Annotated in this window: 6 protein-coding genes; all 6 read left to right on the top strand. The window is 67.8% G+C overall.

All coding sequences use genetic code 11. The annotated features are described in order from the left end of the window. Positions 1-31 precede the first annotated feature (31 nt). The 6 genes from QO033_RS10160 to QO033_RS10135 all read left to right on the top strand — a co-directional run bounded on the left by QO033_RS10160 (position 32) and on the right by QO033_RS10135 (position 19613). Complete coding sequence (locus QO033_RS10160) at positions 32-11218, top strand: DUF7507 domain-containing protein (protein WP_284480853.1); 11187 nt, start codon at positions 32-34, stop codon at positions 11216-11218. 201 nt (positions 11219-11419) lie between these two features. Next, the gene (locus tag QO033_RS10155; RefSeq protein WP_284480852.1) at positions 11420-13273 is read left to right on the top strand and encodes an HlyD family efflux transporter periplasmic adaptor subunit; all 1854 of its coding nucleotides are present in this window, start codon (positions 11420-11422) and stop codon (positions 13271-13273) included. Beyond that, positions 13270-15417 (top strand): peptidase M50, encoded by a 2148-nt coding sequence (locus tag QO033_RS10150; RefSeq protein ID WP_284480851.1) that lies wholly within the window; start codon positions 13270-13272, stop codon positions 15415-15417. The genes QO033_RS10155 and QO033_RS10150 overlap by 4 nt, the downstream gene beginning before the upstream one ends. Further along, positions 15410-17368, top strand: coding sequence for a preprotein translocase subunit SecA (locus QO033_RS10145; protein WP_284480850.1), 1959 nt, complete (start codon positions 15410-15412; stop codon positions 17366-17368). Before QO033_RS10150 ends, QO033_RS10145 begins: the two co-directional genes overlap by 8 nt. A gap of 201 nt (positions 17369-17569) precedes the next feature. Continuing rightward, entirely contained in the window at positions 17570-18010 is a 441-nt protein-coding gene (locus QO033_RS10140) for a MarR family winged helix-turn-helix transcriptional regulator (protein ID WP_284480849.1), read from the top strand. Further along, entirely contained in the window at positions 18003-19613 is a 1611-nt protein-coding gene (locus QO033_RS10135) for an MFS transporter (RefSeq protein WP_284480848.1), read from the top strand. Before QO033_RS10140 ends, QO033_RS10135 begins: the two co-directional genes overlap by 8 nt. The last annotated feature ends 9 nt before the right edge of the window (positions 19614-19622 follow it).

Raw genomic sequence — 19622 nt, 5'->3', positions numbered from 1 at the left:
CACCGGTGGCGACATCCTGACCGAGGGCGCGGTGATCCGCACCAACACCATGGGCGATGCCGACCGGCTGCGGAGCTATCGCGATACCGAATTCATGCCCGATGCGGTGGCCGAGCTTGAGGTGACCGCGCAGACCGGCGCCTCCGGCGCGGTGGAACTGCTGCGCACCGATGGCGGCGACTGGGCCGATCTGGGGATCGCCGAACGCGGTCTGATCCGGGTTGGCGATACCGTGCATCAGGTGGCCGAGGTGGATGGCGATACGCTGACGCTGACCCGGGCCTCTTCGATCGCAGCCGGCACCGCCACCCGCGTGGTGTCGCTGTTCCACGGCATCGAGGCCACCTCGGGCGATGTCGGCAGCGGTGCCGCACCGATCCGGGTCGACCTGACCCGCGTGACCAGCGAAGACGAGGCGCTCTATGCGATCTCGGGCGATGGCATCTGGATGGATCTGGGCCTGCGGCTTCGCACCGGCACCACCTCGCAGACCACCGCGACGGTGGCGGTCGGTGTCGTGGCGGCGGCGACCGAGGCGACGCTGTCGCTCCGCTCGGCGGTGCGCGAGGATGTCGACGGGCTCAGCCGTGGTGTCCTGGTCGATGGCGATTCCGGCGACGACGGCACCTATTACGAGTTCTTCTATGACGACCCGAGTTCGCCCGACCGCGATCTGGGGCCGGGCGCGGGATATTCCGCCAGCGCCACCGAACTGACCACCACCACCTGGGATTTCGACCTGATCGAGGCCGGCAGCCGGATCACCGTCAATGGCACCGATCCGGACGGGTCGACCGTGCGCAGCCCGGGTGACAATACCGTTCGCCTGGTGTCGAACACCAATGTCCGTCTGGGCGACGCCGACGGCAGCGGGGCGCATTACATCGATGTCGCCACCAACGGCGATATCGTCCTGACCGAGATCGATGCCGTGCTTTCCGGCGATCTGGACGATCTGCGGGTCGGCCGCATCGACAGCTCTGCCGGCGACGTGACCCTGGAGGCCCCGCGGCATATCCTCGATTCCGATCCGACCGACGGCAGCCCCGATCCCTGGGACGTCGGCGGCGTCAACATCACGATGACCGCCCTGACCGGTGGCATCGGCACCGATGCAGACTTCCTTGAGACCAACCTTGTCGACAGCGTGTCGGGCGTGACCCAGTCGGGCGTGCTGACCGCCGCGTCCGAGCGCAGCGCGCGGATCACCGAGACGGCGGGCAACATGCGCGTCAACACGGTGGATTCCACCCTGGGCGATGTCACCCTGACCACCCGCGCCGGCTCGATCCTCGATGCCAATTCCGGCGCCGGCGAGGACGACAACGTCACCGGCCGCAATGTCGACCTGCTGGCCGACGGCGGCACCATCGGTCTGGCCTCCGACGATTTCGACATCGATTCCGGTATCCTGGGCGATTTCTCCGGCGTGGTGTCGCTGGATGCCGATAACGGCATCTACCTGACCGAGACCGCGAATGAGCTCAACCTGCTCTATGCTCTGTCGACTGGCGGGGCGATCCGCCTGACCGTGCCGGACACCTCCGCCACGCCGGTGTTGCCGGCGTCGCCCTACAGCCATGCCGAGGTGCCGCGGATCCTGCCGCGCGACATCGCCGCGCCGGCTGAGGATCTCTACATGCTGCCCGACGGCACCCGGCTGGTGGTGCAGGGCGCGGTTCAGTCCTTCGACAGCGCCACGATCGACGCGGCGACCACCGTCAGCCTGTGGGTCGGCGACAACCTGTCGATGGAGGCCGACAGCCTGGTCATCGCCGGCAGCATGGTGACGATGCAGCTCGATACCACGCGCACGGGCACCGCCCGCTCGGCCACCGATGCGGATGAGGATTACGGCAGCTCGGTCGAACTGGCCGGCCGGATCGCGACCCGTGGCACCGAGAATGGTGATCGCTTCTTGCTGCAGACCGGCGATGACGTCGACATCATCACCGTCAACGCGCTGCAGCTCGATACCCAGGGCTATATCCGCACCGCCGGGCAGGAGGATGAGATCACCGTTAACACGCTGATGACGATGGATACCTATCGCAGCAGCGGTGCGCGCGACACGCTCGATCTCGACGGTGCGGAGGGCACCGATGTCTATGTCATCAACACCACCGGCACCTACGGCGAAGAGCGTGACTATGTGATCAACGTGCTCGACACCGGCGCGCGGGACGATGGCACCGACACGCTGGCGATCACCGGCTCCGACGGCGCCGATGTCTTCCTGATGCGGGAGATCACTTCGGTCGAGAACCGGACCACCGACCGGCCGTCCTTCGTGACGCTGCTGCATGCGGATGCGACGGGCGGCGACAGCTCTCTCGACAACGCCATCGCCCAGTCGCAGACCAGTGCCGACCGGCCGATGGGGGTGCAGCGGGTCAACTACGACCGGGCGATCAATGGCCGGCTGACCGTTTTCGGTCTGGAAGGCGACGACATGTTCGCCGTCGACGGCAACAGCACCATCACCACGCTGGACGGCGGCGCAGGCGCCGACCGGTTCCAGATCGGCCAGTTCCACGGCGTGCTCGACGCCGATCATCCCGAAGGCGCCACCTTCCACCTGAACGCGGCGCCGGGGGACGAACCGGCCGAGGTCATCCGCACCACCCGCGGCTATATCACCGCGGGCCCGTCCCAGGCGTTGGTGGCCAAGGGCGGCACCGGTGGCGACACCTTCACCGTCTATTCGAACAAGGCCGAAATCCGGTTGGAAGGCGATGCCGGCAACGACCTCTTCGTGGTGCGCGCCTTCGCGTTGGCGGATGAGAATTTCGATCCGATCATCGACCAGTATTCGGTCGAGGGCCGCAACATCATCAACACCGGCGCAGGCGAGGACCAGGTGTCCTACAACCTCAATGCTCCGGTCTCGATCGACGGCGGCAGCGGCTATGACAAGGTCGTCGTGCTCGGCACCGAGTTCGGCGATGACTTCGTGATCCGCGAGGACGGCGTCTTCGGCGGCGGCCTTCACGTCAGTTTCGAGAATATCGAAGTGCTCGAGGTCGACGGTCTGGAAGGCGACGACAACTTCTTCGTGCTGTCCACCCCCATCGGCGTCGCCGTGCGGGTCATCGGCAACCTTGGCAGCGACGTGATCAACATCGCCGGCGATGTGACCGAGCAGATCAGCAGCGCCGGTCTGGAGGGACAGAGCTCGGTCATCAATCACGACGTGCTGAGCGACGGCCGCTACGAGGGGCTCTCTGTCGAGGGGGTCGAGATGACGGTCGCCGACGATGGCAGCGGCCCGGTGCGCATCCGCGAGGTCGCCGCTGACGGCACTGAGGATGGCTACTCCGTCGTGCGCGAAGGCGACTTCGGCGACCGCTACGAGATTTCGCTGAACGAGGCGATCGCGGCCGGAACCCGGGTCTATATCACGGTGTCCGTCGCCCGTTCCTCGGACGACGAGGACGCCTGGGACGCCACCGATGCGCCGCGCATCCTGCTCGACCGCAATAACGACGGTGTGCCGGATGGCGGCGACACGGTCCTGATCGGCACTGCGGCGGGCGATTTCTTCGATACCGTTCCGGTGAACGGCGTCGACGAGAGCGTTCCGACCCGCGACGTGGTGCTGGTCTTCGACGAGACCAATTGGTCCGATGCCCAGACCATCTGGCTCTCCGCCTCCGACGACAGCCTGGCCGAGGGCGAGCGCAAGGTCGTCATCAGCCACAGCGTGCAGGCGGTGAACGACAGCGGCGCGGATCAGGCGGCGGTCGATCTCTATGACGGTCTCGCGGTGCGCAATGTCGAGGTCACGGTGCTGGATAACGATCAGGCCGATGTGATCCTGTCGCACGAGGGCACCGACACCCGCGTGCTGGAAGGCCCCGAGGGCTTCACTGACCGGGTGGGGGTGACTCTGAGCCGGGCGCCCGACGCCGGAGAGACGGTGACGGTTTCGCTGGCCGAGCTGCTGGCGCCGGATACCGATGCGCAGCTGTCCTTCGACCTGCCGGTGCTGACCTTCGATGCCTCCGACTGGGATACCGTCAAATACGTGACCCTGACGGCCATCGACGACAGCACGCCGGAGGATCCGCGTGGTCTGCAGATCGAGGCGACGGTCACCTCGACCGGCGGCGCCTTCGCAGGGGCGTCGAGCCAGCTGCTGCCGGTCAAGGTGCTGGACAACGACACCCCCGGCGTGGTCCTGACCGAGAGCGCCGGCGATACTCTTGTCACGCCGCTCTCGACCGACGATTACACCATCCGCCTGACCTCTGCCCCCGACGCGGGCGAGGTGGTGACGATCCCGCTGCTGACCGATGGGCAGGCCTCCATCGTCAGCGCCATCGACACCTCCGACAACAGCGACCGGCTGGTCGAGAATGTCGACGTCGGCACCTTCGAGGTGGCTTCCTTCTTCGAGGGGCCGGTCACCTTCGCCGGCAACACCATCACCCGCACCGATCTGGGCTCCTTCCTCGATGCCAATGTCTATGTCGGCGACCGGATCGCGATCTCGGGCAGCGGTGCGAACGACACCGGGACCGAGGAATATTACGAGGTCACCGGCGTCACCGACAGTTCGATCACCCTTGCCGGTGCCAGCTTCGCCGCCGGGTCCGATGCCACCGTCTCGCTCGGCCAGGTGTCGATCGATGCGCTCTTCAACGGGCAGGTGATCTTCGGCGATGACACCATTGTCGAGGACGGCGTCACCATCGACGGCGATACCATCACTCGTACGGACGGTGGCAGCTGGCTGGCCGACGGCTTCCTGCCCGGCCACGAGATCCGCATCAGTGGCGGCCCGAATGCCGGGCTCTACCAGATCGCGCTGCTGGAGCTGGACGGGCTGAACCGCGAATTCCTGCGGCTGACCCCCTCGGCCTCGCTGACCGCCGCCACCGGCGATGTCCGCGTGGTCCGTGTCGCCGATGCGATCCGCTTCGACGGGACCAACTGGGCGACAGAGGTGCGCATCACCGTCGAGGCCAACGACGATTACGTTCTGCCGCCCGATCTGCAGAACAAGATGTCCTTCTCCTCGGTGCACCGGCTAACCAACATCCAGGGTCCGGTCTCGGTCGAGGGCGGCATGAGCGGCGCCGACCGCACCCTGATCCAGGCGATCATCCTGCCGGGCGAGACCCCGGGCGAAGCCGTTGGCATCGGGCCGCAACCCGATGAGGCGGCGCAGATCGACGTGCTGAACATCTATGATGATGCCTCGCAGGAAGACAAAAGCGGTGTGCTGACCGCGACCGGTCTGACCGGCTTCGGCATGGCGACCGATCTGGTCTTCCCGGATGCCGATTTCGGTGAACCCAGCATTGTGCCCGGGGGGATTTCCTTCGGCACGCAGCGGGTCGACAGCGACGGCAATTTCACCACCGATCCGCTGCTCTCCAGCATCGAGATCCTCAACATCATGATGGGCCGCGGCAACGATACGCTGCGCATCGACGGCACCTTGCAGCCCACCACATCCGGCCAGGACGGGGAGACCGCGATCTATGGCGGGCTTACCCTGATCCACGGCGGCGGCAACCGCACTGCGGAGGATGGCGACCTGATCATGGTCGATGGCGGCGGCGGCGCGGAATCGCTGCTGGCCATCTATGGCGATACCTCGCAGGATGGGGTGTTCTACTCCGGCTCCGGCGACGACGCCGTCGGCTACGACTTCGGCGAACGGCCGTTCCCGCCGTTCACCACTGCGGCGCTGGCCGATATCCGGTCGAAATTCGTGCTGCCGCTGGCCGATCCCTTCCTGATCGCGGGCAAGGACGAAATCCTGGTCTATGCCGAGCTGTCCGGCGACCTGACCTTCGACGCGGCGGCGCTGACCCTTGCCGCCACCACCAGCTGGACCGACGCCGGGTTCCGTGCCGGGCGCGCGATCGAGGTGGATCTGGCCGATGGCAGCACCGCAAGCTACCGCATCGCCTCGATTTCGGAGGACGGCCTGACGCTGACGCTGGAAGAGGGGGCGGTTCTGACCGATGGCACCTTTGCCGGCACGGTCACCGCCGGCGGCGCCGCGGGCCGGGTCACCGCCTATGGCGGGGCCAATGACGACCTGATCATGGGTAGTCTCGAAGGCGATCACCTGGCCGGTGGTGGCGGCGACGACCGGATCTTCGGCCAGGCCGGCATCGACCAGATCTGGGGCGACAGCGGCTTCAATATCGACATCTTCGGCGATCTGACCGTCTACAACGACGACACGCTGAGCCTGGCGCAGAAACGCCTGCTGGCGGGGCCGCGGCTGACGGTGCCGGTGGCCGGTGCGCTGTTGTCGGATGCGGGCGATGCGCTGATCGTGGGCGACGACACCATTCACGCCGGTCTGGGCGCCGATATCGTCTTCGGCGATCATGGCCGCATCGACGTGACCGAGCCGCCGCTGCGGATCCGGACCACCGAGTATGTCTATATCGTCGAGATCGCCAGTTCCGAGATCGACAAGGGCGGCGACGACGTGATCTTCGGCGATGCCGGCCAGGATATCCTGATCGGCGGTGCCAACCGGGTCGTTCAGGACACCCCCAACGGCGACCGGATCGACGGCGGCGCGGATCAGGATCTGATCTTCGGCGACAATGTCACCCTGGTGCAGCGTCCGGTGGGGCCGGATCAGGACCAGGACGCGCGGATCGTGCAGCTGACCGATCCGACGATCTACAATCGCGATGGCACCGCCAACGTCGATACCACGACGCTCTTCGTCGATCCGCGCCACGCGGGGGCGCCCTGGACCGCCTTCGAGATCACCGAACTCTATCACGACGTCACCTATCAGGCGCGCAACGATGGCCAGTTCGGCAATGACGACATCGCCGGCGGCGCCTCGCACGACAAGATCTTCGCCCAGCTCGGGGACGATACCATCCAGGGCGACGGCGCGATCCTGCCCGTGCCGGTTTCGGCGACCCGCGATGCGGCGGGCCGTTTGGTCCATGTGCCGTCTTTCGAGGCGGAGACCGACGGCGACGACTATGTCGAAGGTGGCGGCGGCAACGACGTGATCTTCGGCGGCCTCGGTCAGGACGACCTGATCGGCGGCAGCTCCTCGCTCTATACGCTGACCACGCCGGAGCAGCGTCCCGACGGCTCCGATATCATCTTCGGCGGTGCCGGGACCCAGATCGCCATGGATATCCTTGGCACCGATGCGGACAGCACGCTGGGCGCGCCGTCTGAACATGGTCGCGACGCGGATTTGATCCTGGGCGACAACGGCAATATCTTCGATCTGGTGGACAGCGCCAACGCCTGGCTCAGCTATGTCTATGACAGCTCGGCCGATATCGGCAACGATACCACCGATCCGTCGCTGCCGCATCCGCGCGGTGCCATCAGGCTGATCCCGCGCGCCACCGTGCTGCTGGATTACACGCCGGGCACCGACGTCGGCAGCCTGGGGGCCAGCGACCTTGTTTATGGCGAGGATGGCGACGATATCATCCATCTGATGACCGGCAACGACGTGGGCTATGGCAACGGCCATGACGACCAGATCATAGGCGGCACCGGCGACGACCGGATCTTCGGCGGCACCGGCGAGGATGGCCTGCTGGGCGACGATGGTGTGATCCGCGTCAGCCGCAACGGGCTGGCTGAACCGCTGAACGGCATCGCGGCCGAGGCACAGCAGACCATCTCGATCCCCGGACCGTGGATCGGGGCCGAGGTCGATCTGGAGGGCTTCCTGAAGATCACCGTCGACGCGATCCTGCCCGAGGAGGGCGGCAGCGACATCATCTACGGCGGACTGGGTGACGACTTCATCCACACTGGCGCCGGCGATGACGCGGCATCGGGCGCGGAGGCGCTGGCGATCTTCCACGACGACACCCGGGCGATCGCCAATACGCCGATGATCTACGATGCCGCCACCGGCATCCTCACCGACTTCTACGATCGCACCACCGGCACCTACCGGACCTTCTACGATCCCGACAATCCGCGTCAGATCATCGAGAACTACTATCTCAACTTCCTGACCTTCGATGCGAGCGGGGAGCTGATCGAGGACGGCAAGGATTCGATCTTCGGCGGCTATGGCAATGACGTGCTGTTCGGCGGCACCGGGCACGACCGGCTGTTCGGCGGCTGGGGCGACGATTACCACCAGCTGGACGACAACCTGGGCACCAACGGCGGCCTGAACGACACGTCGGACAACGCGGCAACCCCGGAAACCACCGGCGGCGCGGCCGACTTCGCCTTTGGCGGCGGCGGACGTGACGTGCTGATCGGCAACAGCGGCACCGACCGCATGTTCGACTGGACCGGCGAGTACAACAGCTTCATCGTGCCGTTCTCGCGCTTCGGGGCGCCCACGGTGAACCGGCTGCCGTCGCCGCATACGGTCGAGTTCCTGCTGGATCTGGCCGAAGCCACCGGTGCGGCCACCAGCCGGGTCGAGGCCTATGACGTGATCGCCATGGTCACGCCGCAGGACCCGGCCTGGAACGATCAGCACGGGGCGCCGCGCGACCCGCAGCCGGGCAACGGCCATGGCGCCTATGACAGCGCCGGCGGTCCCGAGGACGATACGCTGCGTGTGCCGCTGCAGACCAGCGCCGGCTCCACTCCCACGGGTCCGGCCGATCCCGGCCACGGCACCCCGGGCAGGGAGACTGCGGCGATCCGGGTCGAAAAGGCGATCAACGCCGCCGATCCGTGGAACCCGACGGCCTTCGAGGACGCCGATTCCGAGCTCGACGCCATTACCCTGGCGGTCGGCACGGATGTCACCTGGACCTATCTGGTCTTCAATCCCGGAGATGTGGCGCTCAGCCGTGTGTCGCTCAGCGATACGGGCTCTGACGGCAGCCGGTTCGCGCCGGTCTATGTCGAGGGTGATTACAACGGCAACGACCTGCTCGATCCGGGCGAGGTCTGGCTCTACACCTCCGAGGGGGTTGGGGAGCATACCGTCATCGCCGGCGCCTATTCCAACGTCGTCACCGCCAGCGGCCGCGGGTCGCGCGGCCCGGCGGTGAGCGATACCGACGAGAACTATCACATCGGCAGGGTGATCACCGATCCGGCCCCCTCTGTCACGGTCGAAAAGGCGATCAACGCCGCCGATCCGTTCACCCCCACGACGGCGGAGGACGCCGATACCGGACCGGGCCCGGTTCTGGAAACCGGCAGCGCGGTGCTCTGGACCTATCTGATCAGCAACGACGGCACCGTGTCCGTCACGCTTGACAGCATCGTCGACGACTGGGGCACCCCGGGCGACACCTCCGACGACCGCACGCCGGTCTATATCTCGGGGGACAATGGCAACGGGCTGCTGGATCCGGGTGAGACCTGGCTGGCGGCGCTGGGGGGCACTGCCGCCGATGGCGCCTATGTCAACGAGGTCACCGTGACTGTCAGCGACATCTATGGCCGCATCGCCACCGACAGCGACCTGAACCATCACAGCGGGTCGTCCATTCCCGGCGGCTCGTCGGTGACGCTGGTCAAGGCGGTCAACGCCGTCGATCCGCTGAACCCGACCACGGCCGAGGACGCCAACACGCCCGGAGGTCCGGAACTGACCGAAGGCGACACGGTGGTCTGGACCTATCTGGTCGACAATACCGGCGGCGGCGCGCTGTCGGTCTCCGGTCTGGTCGACGACGCCGGCACGCCGGCGGATGCCTCCGACGATTTCGCCCCGGTCTATGTTTCCGGCGACCGCAACGGCAATGGCCTGCTCGACACCGATGAGACCTGGCTGTTCCGGGCCACCGGCACCGCCGTCCTGGGCGGCTATGTCAACGCCGCGATCGTGACCGCGGTCGACAGCGAGGGGCAGCAGGTGACCGGCAGCGATGTCGCGCATTACACCGGCACGCCGCAACCCGGCACCCTGAGCGTGATGCTGGAGAAGGCGGTCAATGCCGCCGATCCGCTGGCCCCCACGGTGGCCGAGGATGCGGATGTGAACCCGGTTCTGGTGCGGTCGGGCGATACGGTGACCTGGACCTATCTGCTGACCAACACCGGAGGCGAGGCGGTCTCGGTGGCATTCCTGACCGATGACGCCGGCACCCCGGGCGATGCGAGCGACGACTTCGCCCCGATCTATGTGTCGGGTGACGATGGCAACGGGCTGCTCGACCCGGGCGAGACCTGGCTCTACGCCGCGACCGGCACCGCGCCGGAGGGCGATTACGAGAACATCGCCACCGCCACCGTCTTCGATGCGACGAACCGCCAGGCGTCTGCCAGCGACAATGCGCGGATGACCGGCGTTGCCGACGGGGTCACGCTGGTCAAGGCGGTCAATGCTGTCGACGTCTATGCGCCGACCGATCTGGAGGACGCCAATGACGCGCCGGGGCCGCTCTTTGTCGAGGGGACACCGCTGATCTGGACCTATCTGGTCACCAACGACGGTCTGGGTGAGGTCGCGCTCGACAAGGCCACCGGGGTGATCGACGACGCCGGCACTCCGGACGACACCAGCGACGATTTCGCCGCCATCTATGTGGAGGGCGACACGGACAACGATGGCATGCTCGATGTCGGCGAAACCTGGCTCTTCACCTCGGAAGGGGCTGTCGATGCCACGGTCACCCAGGGGGCTTATGGCAATGCCGCCGCGGTCTTCGCCGGTGCGGACCGGTCGATCACCGATACCGACCTTGCGCATCACCATGGGGTGGCGGCGGGTGAGGCCGCGGGTCTGACCCCGGGCTTCTGGAAGAACAACGCCATCCAGCATGAGGCCTCGGCCTGGCCGGCGACCTCGGATGGCGAGCTGATCTATGCGCCTGACCAGACGCTGGACACGGTGTTCGACATTCCCGCGGGCTATGGCGATCTGGCCGGGGTGACCCTGGTCGATGCGCTGGGGCTGCAGGGCGGTGGTGTGAACGCACTGATGCGCCACGCCGTCGCGGCGCTTCTGAACGCCACCAGCGCAGTGGTCGCCTATCCCGCTAGCGCGCCGCAGGTCATCGCCTGGACCAACACCGCGCTCGCGGATGGGGCGAAACCGGTTCTGAACGCCCAGAAGGATATCTTTGCCGGCTGGAACGAACTGGAGGCCGATCTGGATCAGCATGGCCGCAGCCAGAGCTATCTCGACATTGTCGCGAACTCCGAGATCTACGTGCCCTGGCTGCTGGATGATCCGTCGACCCCGGATGCGGGGGATTATCTGGTCTATGACGAGGTCAGCGGAAATTTCGTGGCACCGTCGGCCGCTCGGAATGATCACTTCGCACTCTGACCGGCGGAATGGTCCTGGCAGAGATCACCGGCCCCCCGCCTGTCGCGGGGGGCTTTCCAACGCCGGGGCCGGCGTGCTTGCCGCGCCCTCATGGTGGCGTCGTCCGGGAGGCGCTCACAAGTGGCGTGGCAGCGGTGACAAATGGCTTAAATTCATTGACGTGGCACGATAACGGCGGGATCGTTCCGGCAGGAGGCAGCATTGGATACACGCGCTAATCTGGAGGAGACGGCCGGCTCGGCAGAGGTCGCGGCGGAGCCTGCGCCGGGCGCTGCCATCGAGGCCGAGGAGCGGTCGGCGCTGACTGCCTGGGCGGATCAGTTGGTCAGGCGGCTCGGGGCAGACATGGTGGTGCTGGCGCTTGGTCCGCGCGACACCGGGCCCTACAGGCTCGCGGCGCGGGCGCCGGCGACCGCAGAGCCGGGCGAGGGGCTGGCCGCGGCTGTCGATCTCGCCATCGCGCAGCGCAAGCCCATCGTCAAAAGCGGCTATCAGGAACGCGGCGCCACCTGCTGCGCGGTGGGGGTGCCGGTGCTGCGCGACGGCGCGCTTTACGGCGTGGTGGCGGTGCAGCTGCCGGTGCGCGCCGATCTGGACCTGCGCCGGGTGGTGGATGAGGTGAAATGGGCGCTGCCGGCCATTGAGCTCCGGCTGGTGGTGCGCGAGCTGAGCGACGGTGCACTGAGCCAGGCCAGGGCCCGCGCCGCGGTCGAGCTTCTGGCCAACACGCTGGACGAGCCGCGCTGGTCGGTCGCCGTCGCCACCTGCGTCACCGATTTCTGCGACCGGCTGGCCTGCGACCGGGTGTCGATCGGGCGCCGGCGGCTGCGCCGGTCGAAGGTCGTGTCGCTGTCGCACAGCGGCGGCTTCTCGCGGTCGTCAGAACTGGTGCAGCGGATCGCCGATGCCATGGACGAGGCGATCGATCAGGGCGGCCGCATCCGCATGCCGGAGGATGACGACGACAGCCTGACGCTGACCGCCGCGCACCAGGAGCTGATCCACTCCGGGACGCCGCGTGCCGTGCTCACCGTGCCGCTGCGGCATAATGGCCGGGTGACCGGTGCCATGGTGCTGGAGCGCGGTGGCAACAACCCGTTTCGCGACGAGGAAGTCGATCTGGTCGAGGCGGTGACCGGCATCCTCGGGCCGGTTCTGGAGGAAAAACGGCTGAACGACCGGGCATTGCCGGTCAAGGCCGCCGCCGAAATCGGACGCCTCGGCGCCGCCGTTCTCGGCCCGCGCAAGGCCGGGCTCAAGGCGGTGATCCTGCTGGCGGGCGCGGCGCTCTGGTTCACCTGGCACACTGTTGCGCCCTTCCACATCACCGCCAATGCTCGGGTCGAGGGCGAGATCCGGCGTGTCGTCGCCTCGCCGCTCGATGGCTATGTTGCCTCCGCCGCGGCGATCCCCGGCGACATCGTGGCCGAGGGCGATATCCTCGCCACCCTTGACGACCGCGATCTGCGGCTGGAAATCGCCCGCTGGAACACGGTGCGGGCGCAGCGGCAGCGCGAATATGAAACCGCCCTGGCCGAGCGGGACCGCGCCGCCATCGGTATCGCCGCGACCCAGATCAGCCAGGCCGATGCCGAGATCGCGTTGCTGGACGAACGGCTGGCCCGGACCCGGCTGCGGGCGCCCTTCGACGGCGTGGTGCTGTCCGGCGATCTGGATCAGTCGGTCGGCGCCCCGGTGTCACGGGGCCAGGTGCTTTATGAAATTGCGCCGCTCGATGCCTACCGGATCGTGCTGTCGGTGGATGAACGCGACCTCGCGCTCGTCGAAGAGGGGCTTGAGGGCAGGGTGATCCTGACGGCGCTGCCGGGCCGGACCTTCGGAATGGAGACCGGCCGGGTCACCTCGGTCGCCGGGGTCGAGGATGGCCGCAACGTGTTCCGCGTCGACGCCGAGCTGACCGAACAGACCGATCTGCTGCGCCCGGGGATGGAGGGGATCGCCAAGATCACCGTGGACGAACGGCCGCTGCTGATGATCTGGACGCATGGGCTCAGGAACTGGGCGCGGATGGCGTTCTGGCGCTGGCTGCCGTGACCGGGTCCCTGCATAGCGCCACCTGGTATCGCGTCGCCGAGCTGACGCCGCGCCTGCGCAGCCATGCTGAGGCGCATCGCTCGGTGTTTCGCGGCGCGGTCTGGTATGTGATCGAGGATCACGCCAGCGGCGCCTATCTGCGTGTCTCAGAGGCGGCCTGGCGCATCATCGGTCTGATGAACGGTCGCCGCACGATGGAGGAGATCTGGCGTGCCGCCGCCGAGGCGCTGGGGGACGATCTGCCGACCCAGGACGAGGTGATCCAGCTGCTGATCCGGCTGCACCGGTCCGACGTGCTGCATGCCGCGATCCCGCCGGACATGGAACAGGTGGTGCAGCGCGGCCGTCAGGACGACCGCAAGAAACGTCTGGCCAGCCTGCGCAACCCGCTGGCGATCCGGGTGCCGGTGCTCGACCCCGACAATTTCGTGCGCGCCACCGGCTGGCTGGTGCGGCCGTTCTTCTCCTGGTTCGGGGTGCTGCTGTGGCTGGCGGTGGTCGGCGGCGGGCTTTTCGCCGGGCTGCAGAACATCGATGCGCTGCATGCCAATATCGCCGACCGGGCGCTGACCGCCGGCAACCTGTTGCTGGTTCTGGCGGTCTACCCGCTGGTCAAGGCAGTGCATGAGATGGGCCATGCCTATGCCGTGCGCCACTGGGGCGGCGAGGTGCATGAAATCGGGATCATGTTCCTGGTGTTCATGCCGGTGCCCTATGTCGATGCCTCCGCCTCCTCGGCCTTCCGGTCGAAATGGCAGCGCGCCGGCGTCGCGGCTGCGGGTATCGTGGTGGAGCTGTTCCTGGCCGGGGCCGCGGCGATGCTCTGGGGGTTGATGGAGCCGGGGCTGATGCGCGCCGCGGTGATGAACGTGATGCTGCTGGCCGGTATCTCGACGCTGTTCTTCAACGGCAACCCGCTGCTGCGCTTCGATGGCTATTACGTATTCGCCGATCTGATCGAGATCCCGAACCTGGGCACCCGGTCGACGCAGCACCTGCAGTATCTCGCCCAGCGGTATCTGTTCGGGATCAAGACCGCCGTTTCGCCGGCGATGGCGCCGGGAGAGGCGACATGGTTCACCGTCTACGGCACCCTGTCGCTGGTCTACCGTTACATGATCATGCTGACGATCATGCTGCTGGTGGCGGGCATGTTCTTCGAGGTCGGCCTGCTGCTGGCGTTCTGGGCCGGGATCCTGTTGCTGATCGTGCCGGCGGCGCGCGGCCTGCGGTTCGTACTGGCCAGTCCGAGGCTGGAAGGCCACCGTCTGCGCGCGCTCGTGGTCAGCGGCGGGCTGGCGGCCGTGGTGGCCTGGGCGCTGTTCGTGCAGCCAGTGCCTTCGGCCACCATCGTGCGCGGCGTGATCCGGGCGCCTGAGACCGCGCGCGCGGTCAGCGGCGCCGACGGTTTCGTCGAGGAGCTTCTGGCGCAGCCGGGGGAGACACTGGCGGCCGGCACCCCGATCCTGCGCGTTACCGACCCGCTGCTGGATTTCCGGGTGCGGCAGATGGATGCCCGGATCGAGGAGCTGCGCCTGCGCCGGTTCAACGCGCTGGCCAGCGACCGGGTGCAGGCCGATCTGGTCGCGCAGGAGCTGTCCCTGGCCGAGGAGGAGCGCGCGCTCGCCATCGAGCGGCGCGGGGAGCAGATCGTGACCGCCCCGGTCGCCGGCCGCCTGCTGTTGCCGGCGGGAGACGATCTGGTCGGCCGCTTCGTGCGCAAGGGCGAGGCGCTGGCCTGGGTCATCGGCTCCGAGCCGGGGGTGGTCCGCGTCGTCATCCCGGAGGCCAAGATCGATCTGGTCCGCCGCCATATCGACGCGGTGCAGATGCGCCTGGCCAGCACGCCGCTGGAGCCTGTTCCGGCGCGTCTGACCCGCGGCACGCCGGCCGCCGTGCCGGTGCTTCCCAGCGCCGCGCTGGCCACCGAGGCCGGCGGCCCGATCCCGGTCGATCCCACCGCCGAGACGCCGCTGACGCCGGTCGGCACCGTCTTTGTCATGGATGTCGCGCCTGCTGACGGCCGCCCGCTCACCGCGCTGGGAGAGCGGGTCTCGGTGCGGTTCGATCACGGGCCGACGCCGCTGGGGGCGCAGCTTCTGCGCGCGCTGCGCCAGATCTTCCTGCGTGATCTCAATGTCTGACAGCTTTCCCGCGCCGGCCGCCGGGTCCTTCTATCCACGCGCTCCGGCGGTGCCGAAGAAGTCGAAGCTGGATCATTGGGTGGAGCGGTTCACAACGCTGCCGCGCCGCCGGTTGCAGGCTCGTCCGACCCGGATGTTCGCCCGCCGCGTGCTGCGCCACGGGCGGCGGCTGACCGGGCTGTCAGACGCGGAACTCCAGGAGGAGGTGCGCGCCACCGCCCATGCGCTGCGCGCCGCAGACGGCCGTCCGCGTGAGGCGTTGCTGGTGCGCAGCTTTGCGGTGATCCGGGAATGCGCGGGCCGCGAGCTGGGGCTGCGCCATTATGCGACCCAGATCCTCGGCGCCCGCGCGGTCCTGAACGGCGCGGTGGCAGAGATGCAAACCGGCGAGGGCAAGACCCTGGCGATCACCCTGGCCGCCGGGGCCGCCGCGCTGGCCGGCCGCCGGGTGCATGTGATCACCGCCAACGATTACCTGGCCGGGCGCGACGCCGAAACCATGCGCGGGCTCTATGCCCGGCTGGGGCTGAGCTGCGCCGCGGTCGTGCCAGATTGTTCGCCGGAGGAGCGCCGCGCCGCCTTCGCCGCCGATATCGTCTACGCCTCCGGCAAGGAGGTCGCCTTCACCTTTCTGCGCGATCGTGTCGCCATGGGCGGTCGCGCCGGCGATATCGGCCTGCGCACCCGCGCCTATTTCGAAGGCAGCGCGCTGCTGTTGCCGGGGCTGCAATTCGCCATCGTCGACGAGATCGACAGCGTGATGATCGACGAGGCGCGGACGCCGCTGATCCTTTCGGTGCCGCCCGCCGATGCCGAGGTGGAGGCCGATGCCGCCCGCGCCGCCCATGCCATCGCCTCGGAGATGAAGGAGGGGCGCGATTACCGGCTGGACCGGCTGCGGCGGCAGGTCGATCTGACGGCGAAAGGCTGCGACCGGCTGGAGGAGCGCGCGGCGCAGCTGCCACCGGCCTGGCGGCCAGCGCCAATCCGCGAGGACGCGCTGCGCACCGCGATCAGCGCCATTCACCTGCACCGGCGTGACGAGCATTATATCTTGCGCGACGGCAAGGTTGAGATTGTTGATGAGTACACCGGGCGGGTGATGCCGGACCGGTCCTGGTCTGCGGGGTTGCATCAGGCGGTCGAGGCCAAGGAGGGGGTGGAGATCACCTCGCGTCGTATCACCCTGGCGCAGATCACGTTTCAGCGGTTCTTCCGGCGCTACATCCATCTGGGCGGCATGACCGGGACGGCGACCGAGGCGGCGGATGAATTCTGGTCGGTCTACGATCTGCCGGTCGTCCGCATCCCCACCCATAAGCCGCCCCGGCGCCGGACCTGGCGGCCCCGGGTGTCGGTTCGGGCGGCGGCTAAATGGGCGCGTGTCGCGGCGCGGGCCAGGGCGCTCTCGGCCCAGGGTCGGCCGGTGCTGATCGGTACGCGCACCGTCGCCGCCTCCGAGGCGGCGAGCGCCGCGCTGACCGCGTTGGGGGTGGCGCATCGGGTGCTGAGTGCGGCCCAGGACGCGGACGAGGCCGCCGTGATCGCCGCGGCGGGCCGGGCCGGGGCGGTGACCGTCGCCACCAATATGGCCGGGCGCGGCACCGATATCCTGCTGGACGAGGCGGCGCGCGCGGCGGGGGGGTTGCACGTGATCATGACCGAGCGCCACAGCGCCAGCCGCATCGACCGACAGCTGGCGGGCCGCGCCGGCCGTCAGGGCGACCCCGGCAGCACCGAGGCGATCCTGTCGGCCGAGGATTCCCTGCTGGCCGAATTCGGTGGTCGCTATGGCCGTTTCATGGCGCGGCTGGGCGGGCCGGCGACGCTGTCGGCGCTGTCGGATGCGCAGCGCCGGGCGGAACGGTCGCACATCCGCGCCCGCCGCCGCCTGCTGGAGCTGGATGAGCAGATGGCCGAGAACCTCGCTTTCACCGGAACGCCGGAATAGCTCTTCGACGCGCAGGGCGACTCTCGGGGTGCTTTCTCCTTTCGGACGCGTCCGACACTCCGTCCCTTGCCGGGGCGGGGCCTGCAGGTCTGCCGCTCTCAATCCCGTGAGGGCGGAATTTCCTCTGCTCTGCCCCCTTGACGTGCGATCGAATAATGTTACCTAGATAATCGTTATCAAGGTAATGAAATGTGTGGCGCGATGGAACCTGTCTACAATGTCTTTCTGCGAGAGGTGATCGGACTGGTGCGGGGCATCCGCAAACGGTTCGATGCGGGCGCCGCTGTGATGGGGCTGACCTATGCCCGCGCGCAGGCGTTGCTGCATATCGCCGAGAACGAAGGTCTGACCCAGGCCGAGCTGGCGGAGATGCTGGACATCCGCACGCCACCGATGAACCGGACGCTGGACCAGCTGGAGCAATCCGGCCTGATCGAGCGCCGCAGCGATCCGACGGACAAGCGCGTCCGGAGGCTGTTCCTGACGCCGGAGGCGCGGGCGCAGGCAGCCGAGCTGCTTGGCTTTATCGGTGATCTGCGGCGCGATGCCTATCAGGACATTCCGCCGGAAGAGCTGGCCCAGGCGCTGGCGACACTGCGGCGGATTCAGCAGAACATCGACCGGAGGGACGGCGATGTCTGAGCCCGCTGCGGCGCCGTCGCGGCCGCCCTTCGTGCCGAAGCCACCGCATCTGGCGGCCGCTTATATGTTCGCCTCGGTGTTTATCGCGCTATCGCAATCGCTGGGGCAGGGGTTTCTCTCGGCCAATCTCACCACTTTGGGCGGAGAGATCGGTGCGACCCAGTCCGAGACCCTGTGGCTGATGGTGGCCTTCATGGCGCCGCGCGCGGTTCTGCCGCTGATGCTGATCAAGATCCGGGTGCAGTTCGGCCTGCGCCGCTTCGCCGAGATCTCCATCCTGGTCTATGTCGCGGTGGCGCTGCTGAGCCTGCTGGCCAGCGATCTGCGCTCTGCCCTGGTGACCGAGCTGCTGTCGGGCATCTCTGCGGCGCCGCTCTCGACGCTGGCCTTTCTCTATATGCTGGAACCGTTGCCGCCGGAGCGGAAGCTGACCGTCGGCCTGCCGCTGGCGCTGACGATGATCTCGCTCGGGCCGCCGCTGGCGCGGGCGATCAACCCGCTGCTGCAGACCGATGGCAGCTGGACCAATGTGCTGATGCTGAAACTGGGCATGTCGATGATCTGCCTGTTTCTGGTCTACCGTCTGCCCCTGGTCAGCGCCCCGACGATGAAGGTGATCCGCAGCCTAGATCTGACGAGCTTCGCACTGATCGCCGCGGCCTTCGGCGGGCTGGTCGCCTGTTTCACCACCGGTGCCACCTATTGGTGGCTGCAGGCCCCGTGGCTGGGCGGTCTGCTGGCCGCCAGCATCGCCGCGCTGGTGCTGGCGCTGGTGATCGAGCTGCACCGCAAGGCACCGCTGCTGGACGTGCGCTGGCTGACCTCGCCCGCGATGCTGCATCTGACCGCGGCGCTACTGATCTTCCGGATCATCCTGTCGGAACAGAGCGCCGGGGCGCCGGGGCTGTTTCGCACCCTGGGGTTCGCGCAGGAGCAGACCGCGCCGCTCTACTGGGCGATCACGCTGGCGACCTTCGCCGGTGGCGTGGCCTGTGCGCTGGTGCTGCGGTTGGACCGGGTGCCCTATATCCATATCGGGGCGCTGCTGCTGATCGCGGCGGGGGCGGGGATGGATGCCCATGCCAACAGCCAGGTGGCGCCGCGCGACATGATGCTGAGCCAGAGCCTGATCGGCTTCGCCTCGCTTTTGTTCCTGCCCTCGGCGATGGCGACGGGGCTGGCGGCGGCGATGCGCAAGGGGCCGCAGTATCTGCTGAGCTTCATCATCGTCTTTCTGTCCAGCCAGGTGCTGGGCGGCACCATCGGATCGGGGCTGTTCCAGACCTTCACCGCCGCGCGGGCCACGGCGCACGCGGGCTGGATCAAGGCGCAGCTGGCCGCCGGCGATCCGCTGGTGACGGCGCAGATCGCCGCGACCATGCGGCAGCTGTCGGCACGGCTGACTGACGCGGGCACCCTGAAGGCCCAGGCCGCCGCCCAGCTTGCCGCCACCGTCACGCGGGAGGCCACCGTGGCCGCCTATAACGACGTCTTCACGCTGATCTCCGCCCTGGCGCTGGCCGCGCTGGCGGCGCTGCTCGGCCATCTTCTTCTGAACACGCTGCGCGCGCGGATGACGGCTGCGGCCGCCGTGGCGCAATAGGGCCACCGC

This window comes from Pseudodonghicola flavimaris (genome assembly GCF_030164425.1).
GTDB classification, from domain to species: domain Bacteria; phylum Pseudomonadota; class Alphaproteobacteria; order Rhodobacterales; family Rhodobacteraceae; genus Pseudodonghicola; species Pseudodonghicola flavimaris.
Note: the sequence above shows the minus strand (reverse complement) of the source record. Positions and strands in the feature narration are given on the sequence as shown.

Excerpts from the sequence above, each read along its gene's own strand:
- QO033_RS10135 (WP_284480848.1), top strand. The coding sequence starts at position 18,003 with ATGTCTGAGCCCGCTGCGGCGCCGTCGCGGCCGCCCTTCGTGCCGAAG.
- QO033_RS10145 (WP_284480850.1), top strand. The coding sequence starts at position 15,410 with ATGTCTGACAGCTTTCCCGCGCCGGCCGCCGGGTCCTTCTATCCACGC.
- QO033_RS10140 (WP_284480849.1), top strand. The coding sequence starts at position 17,570 with ATGGAACCTGTCTACAATGTCTTTCTGCGAGAGGTGATCGGACTGGTG.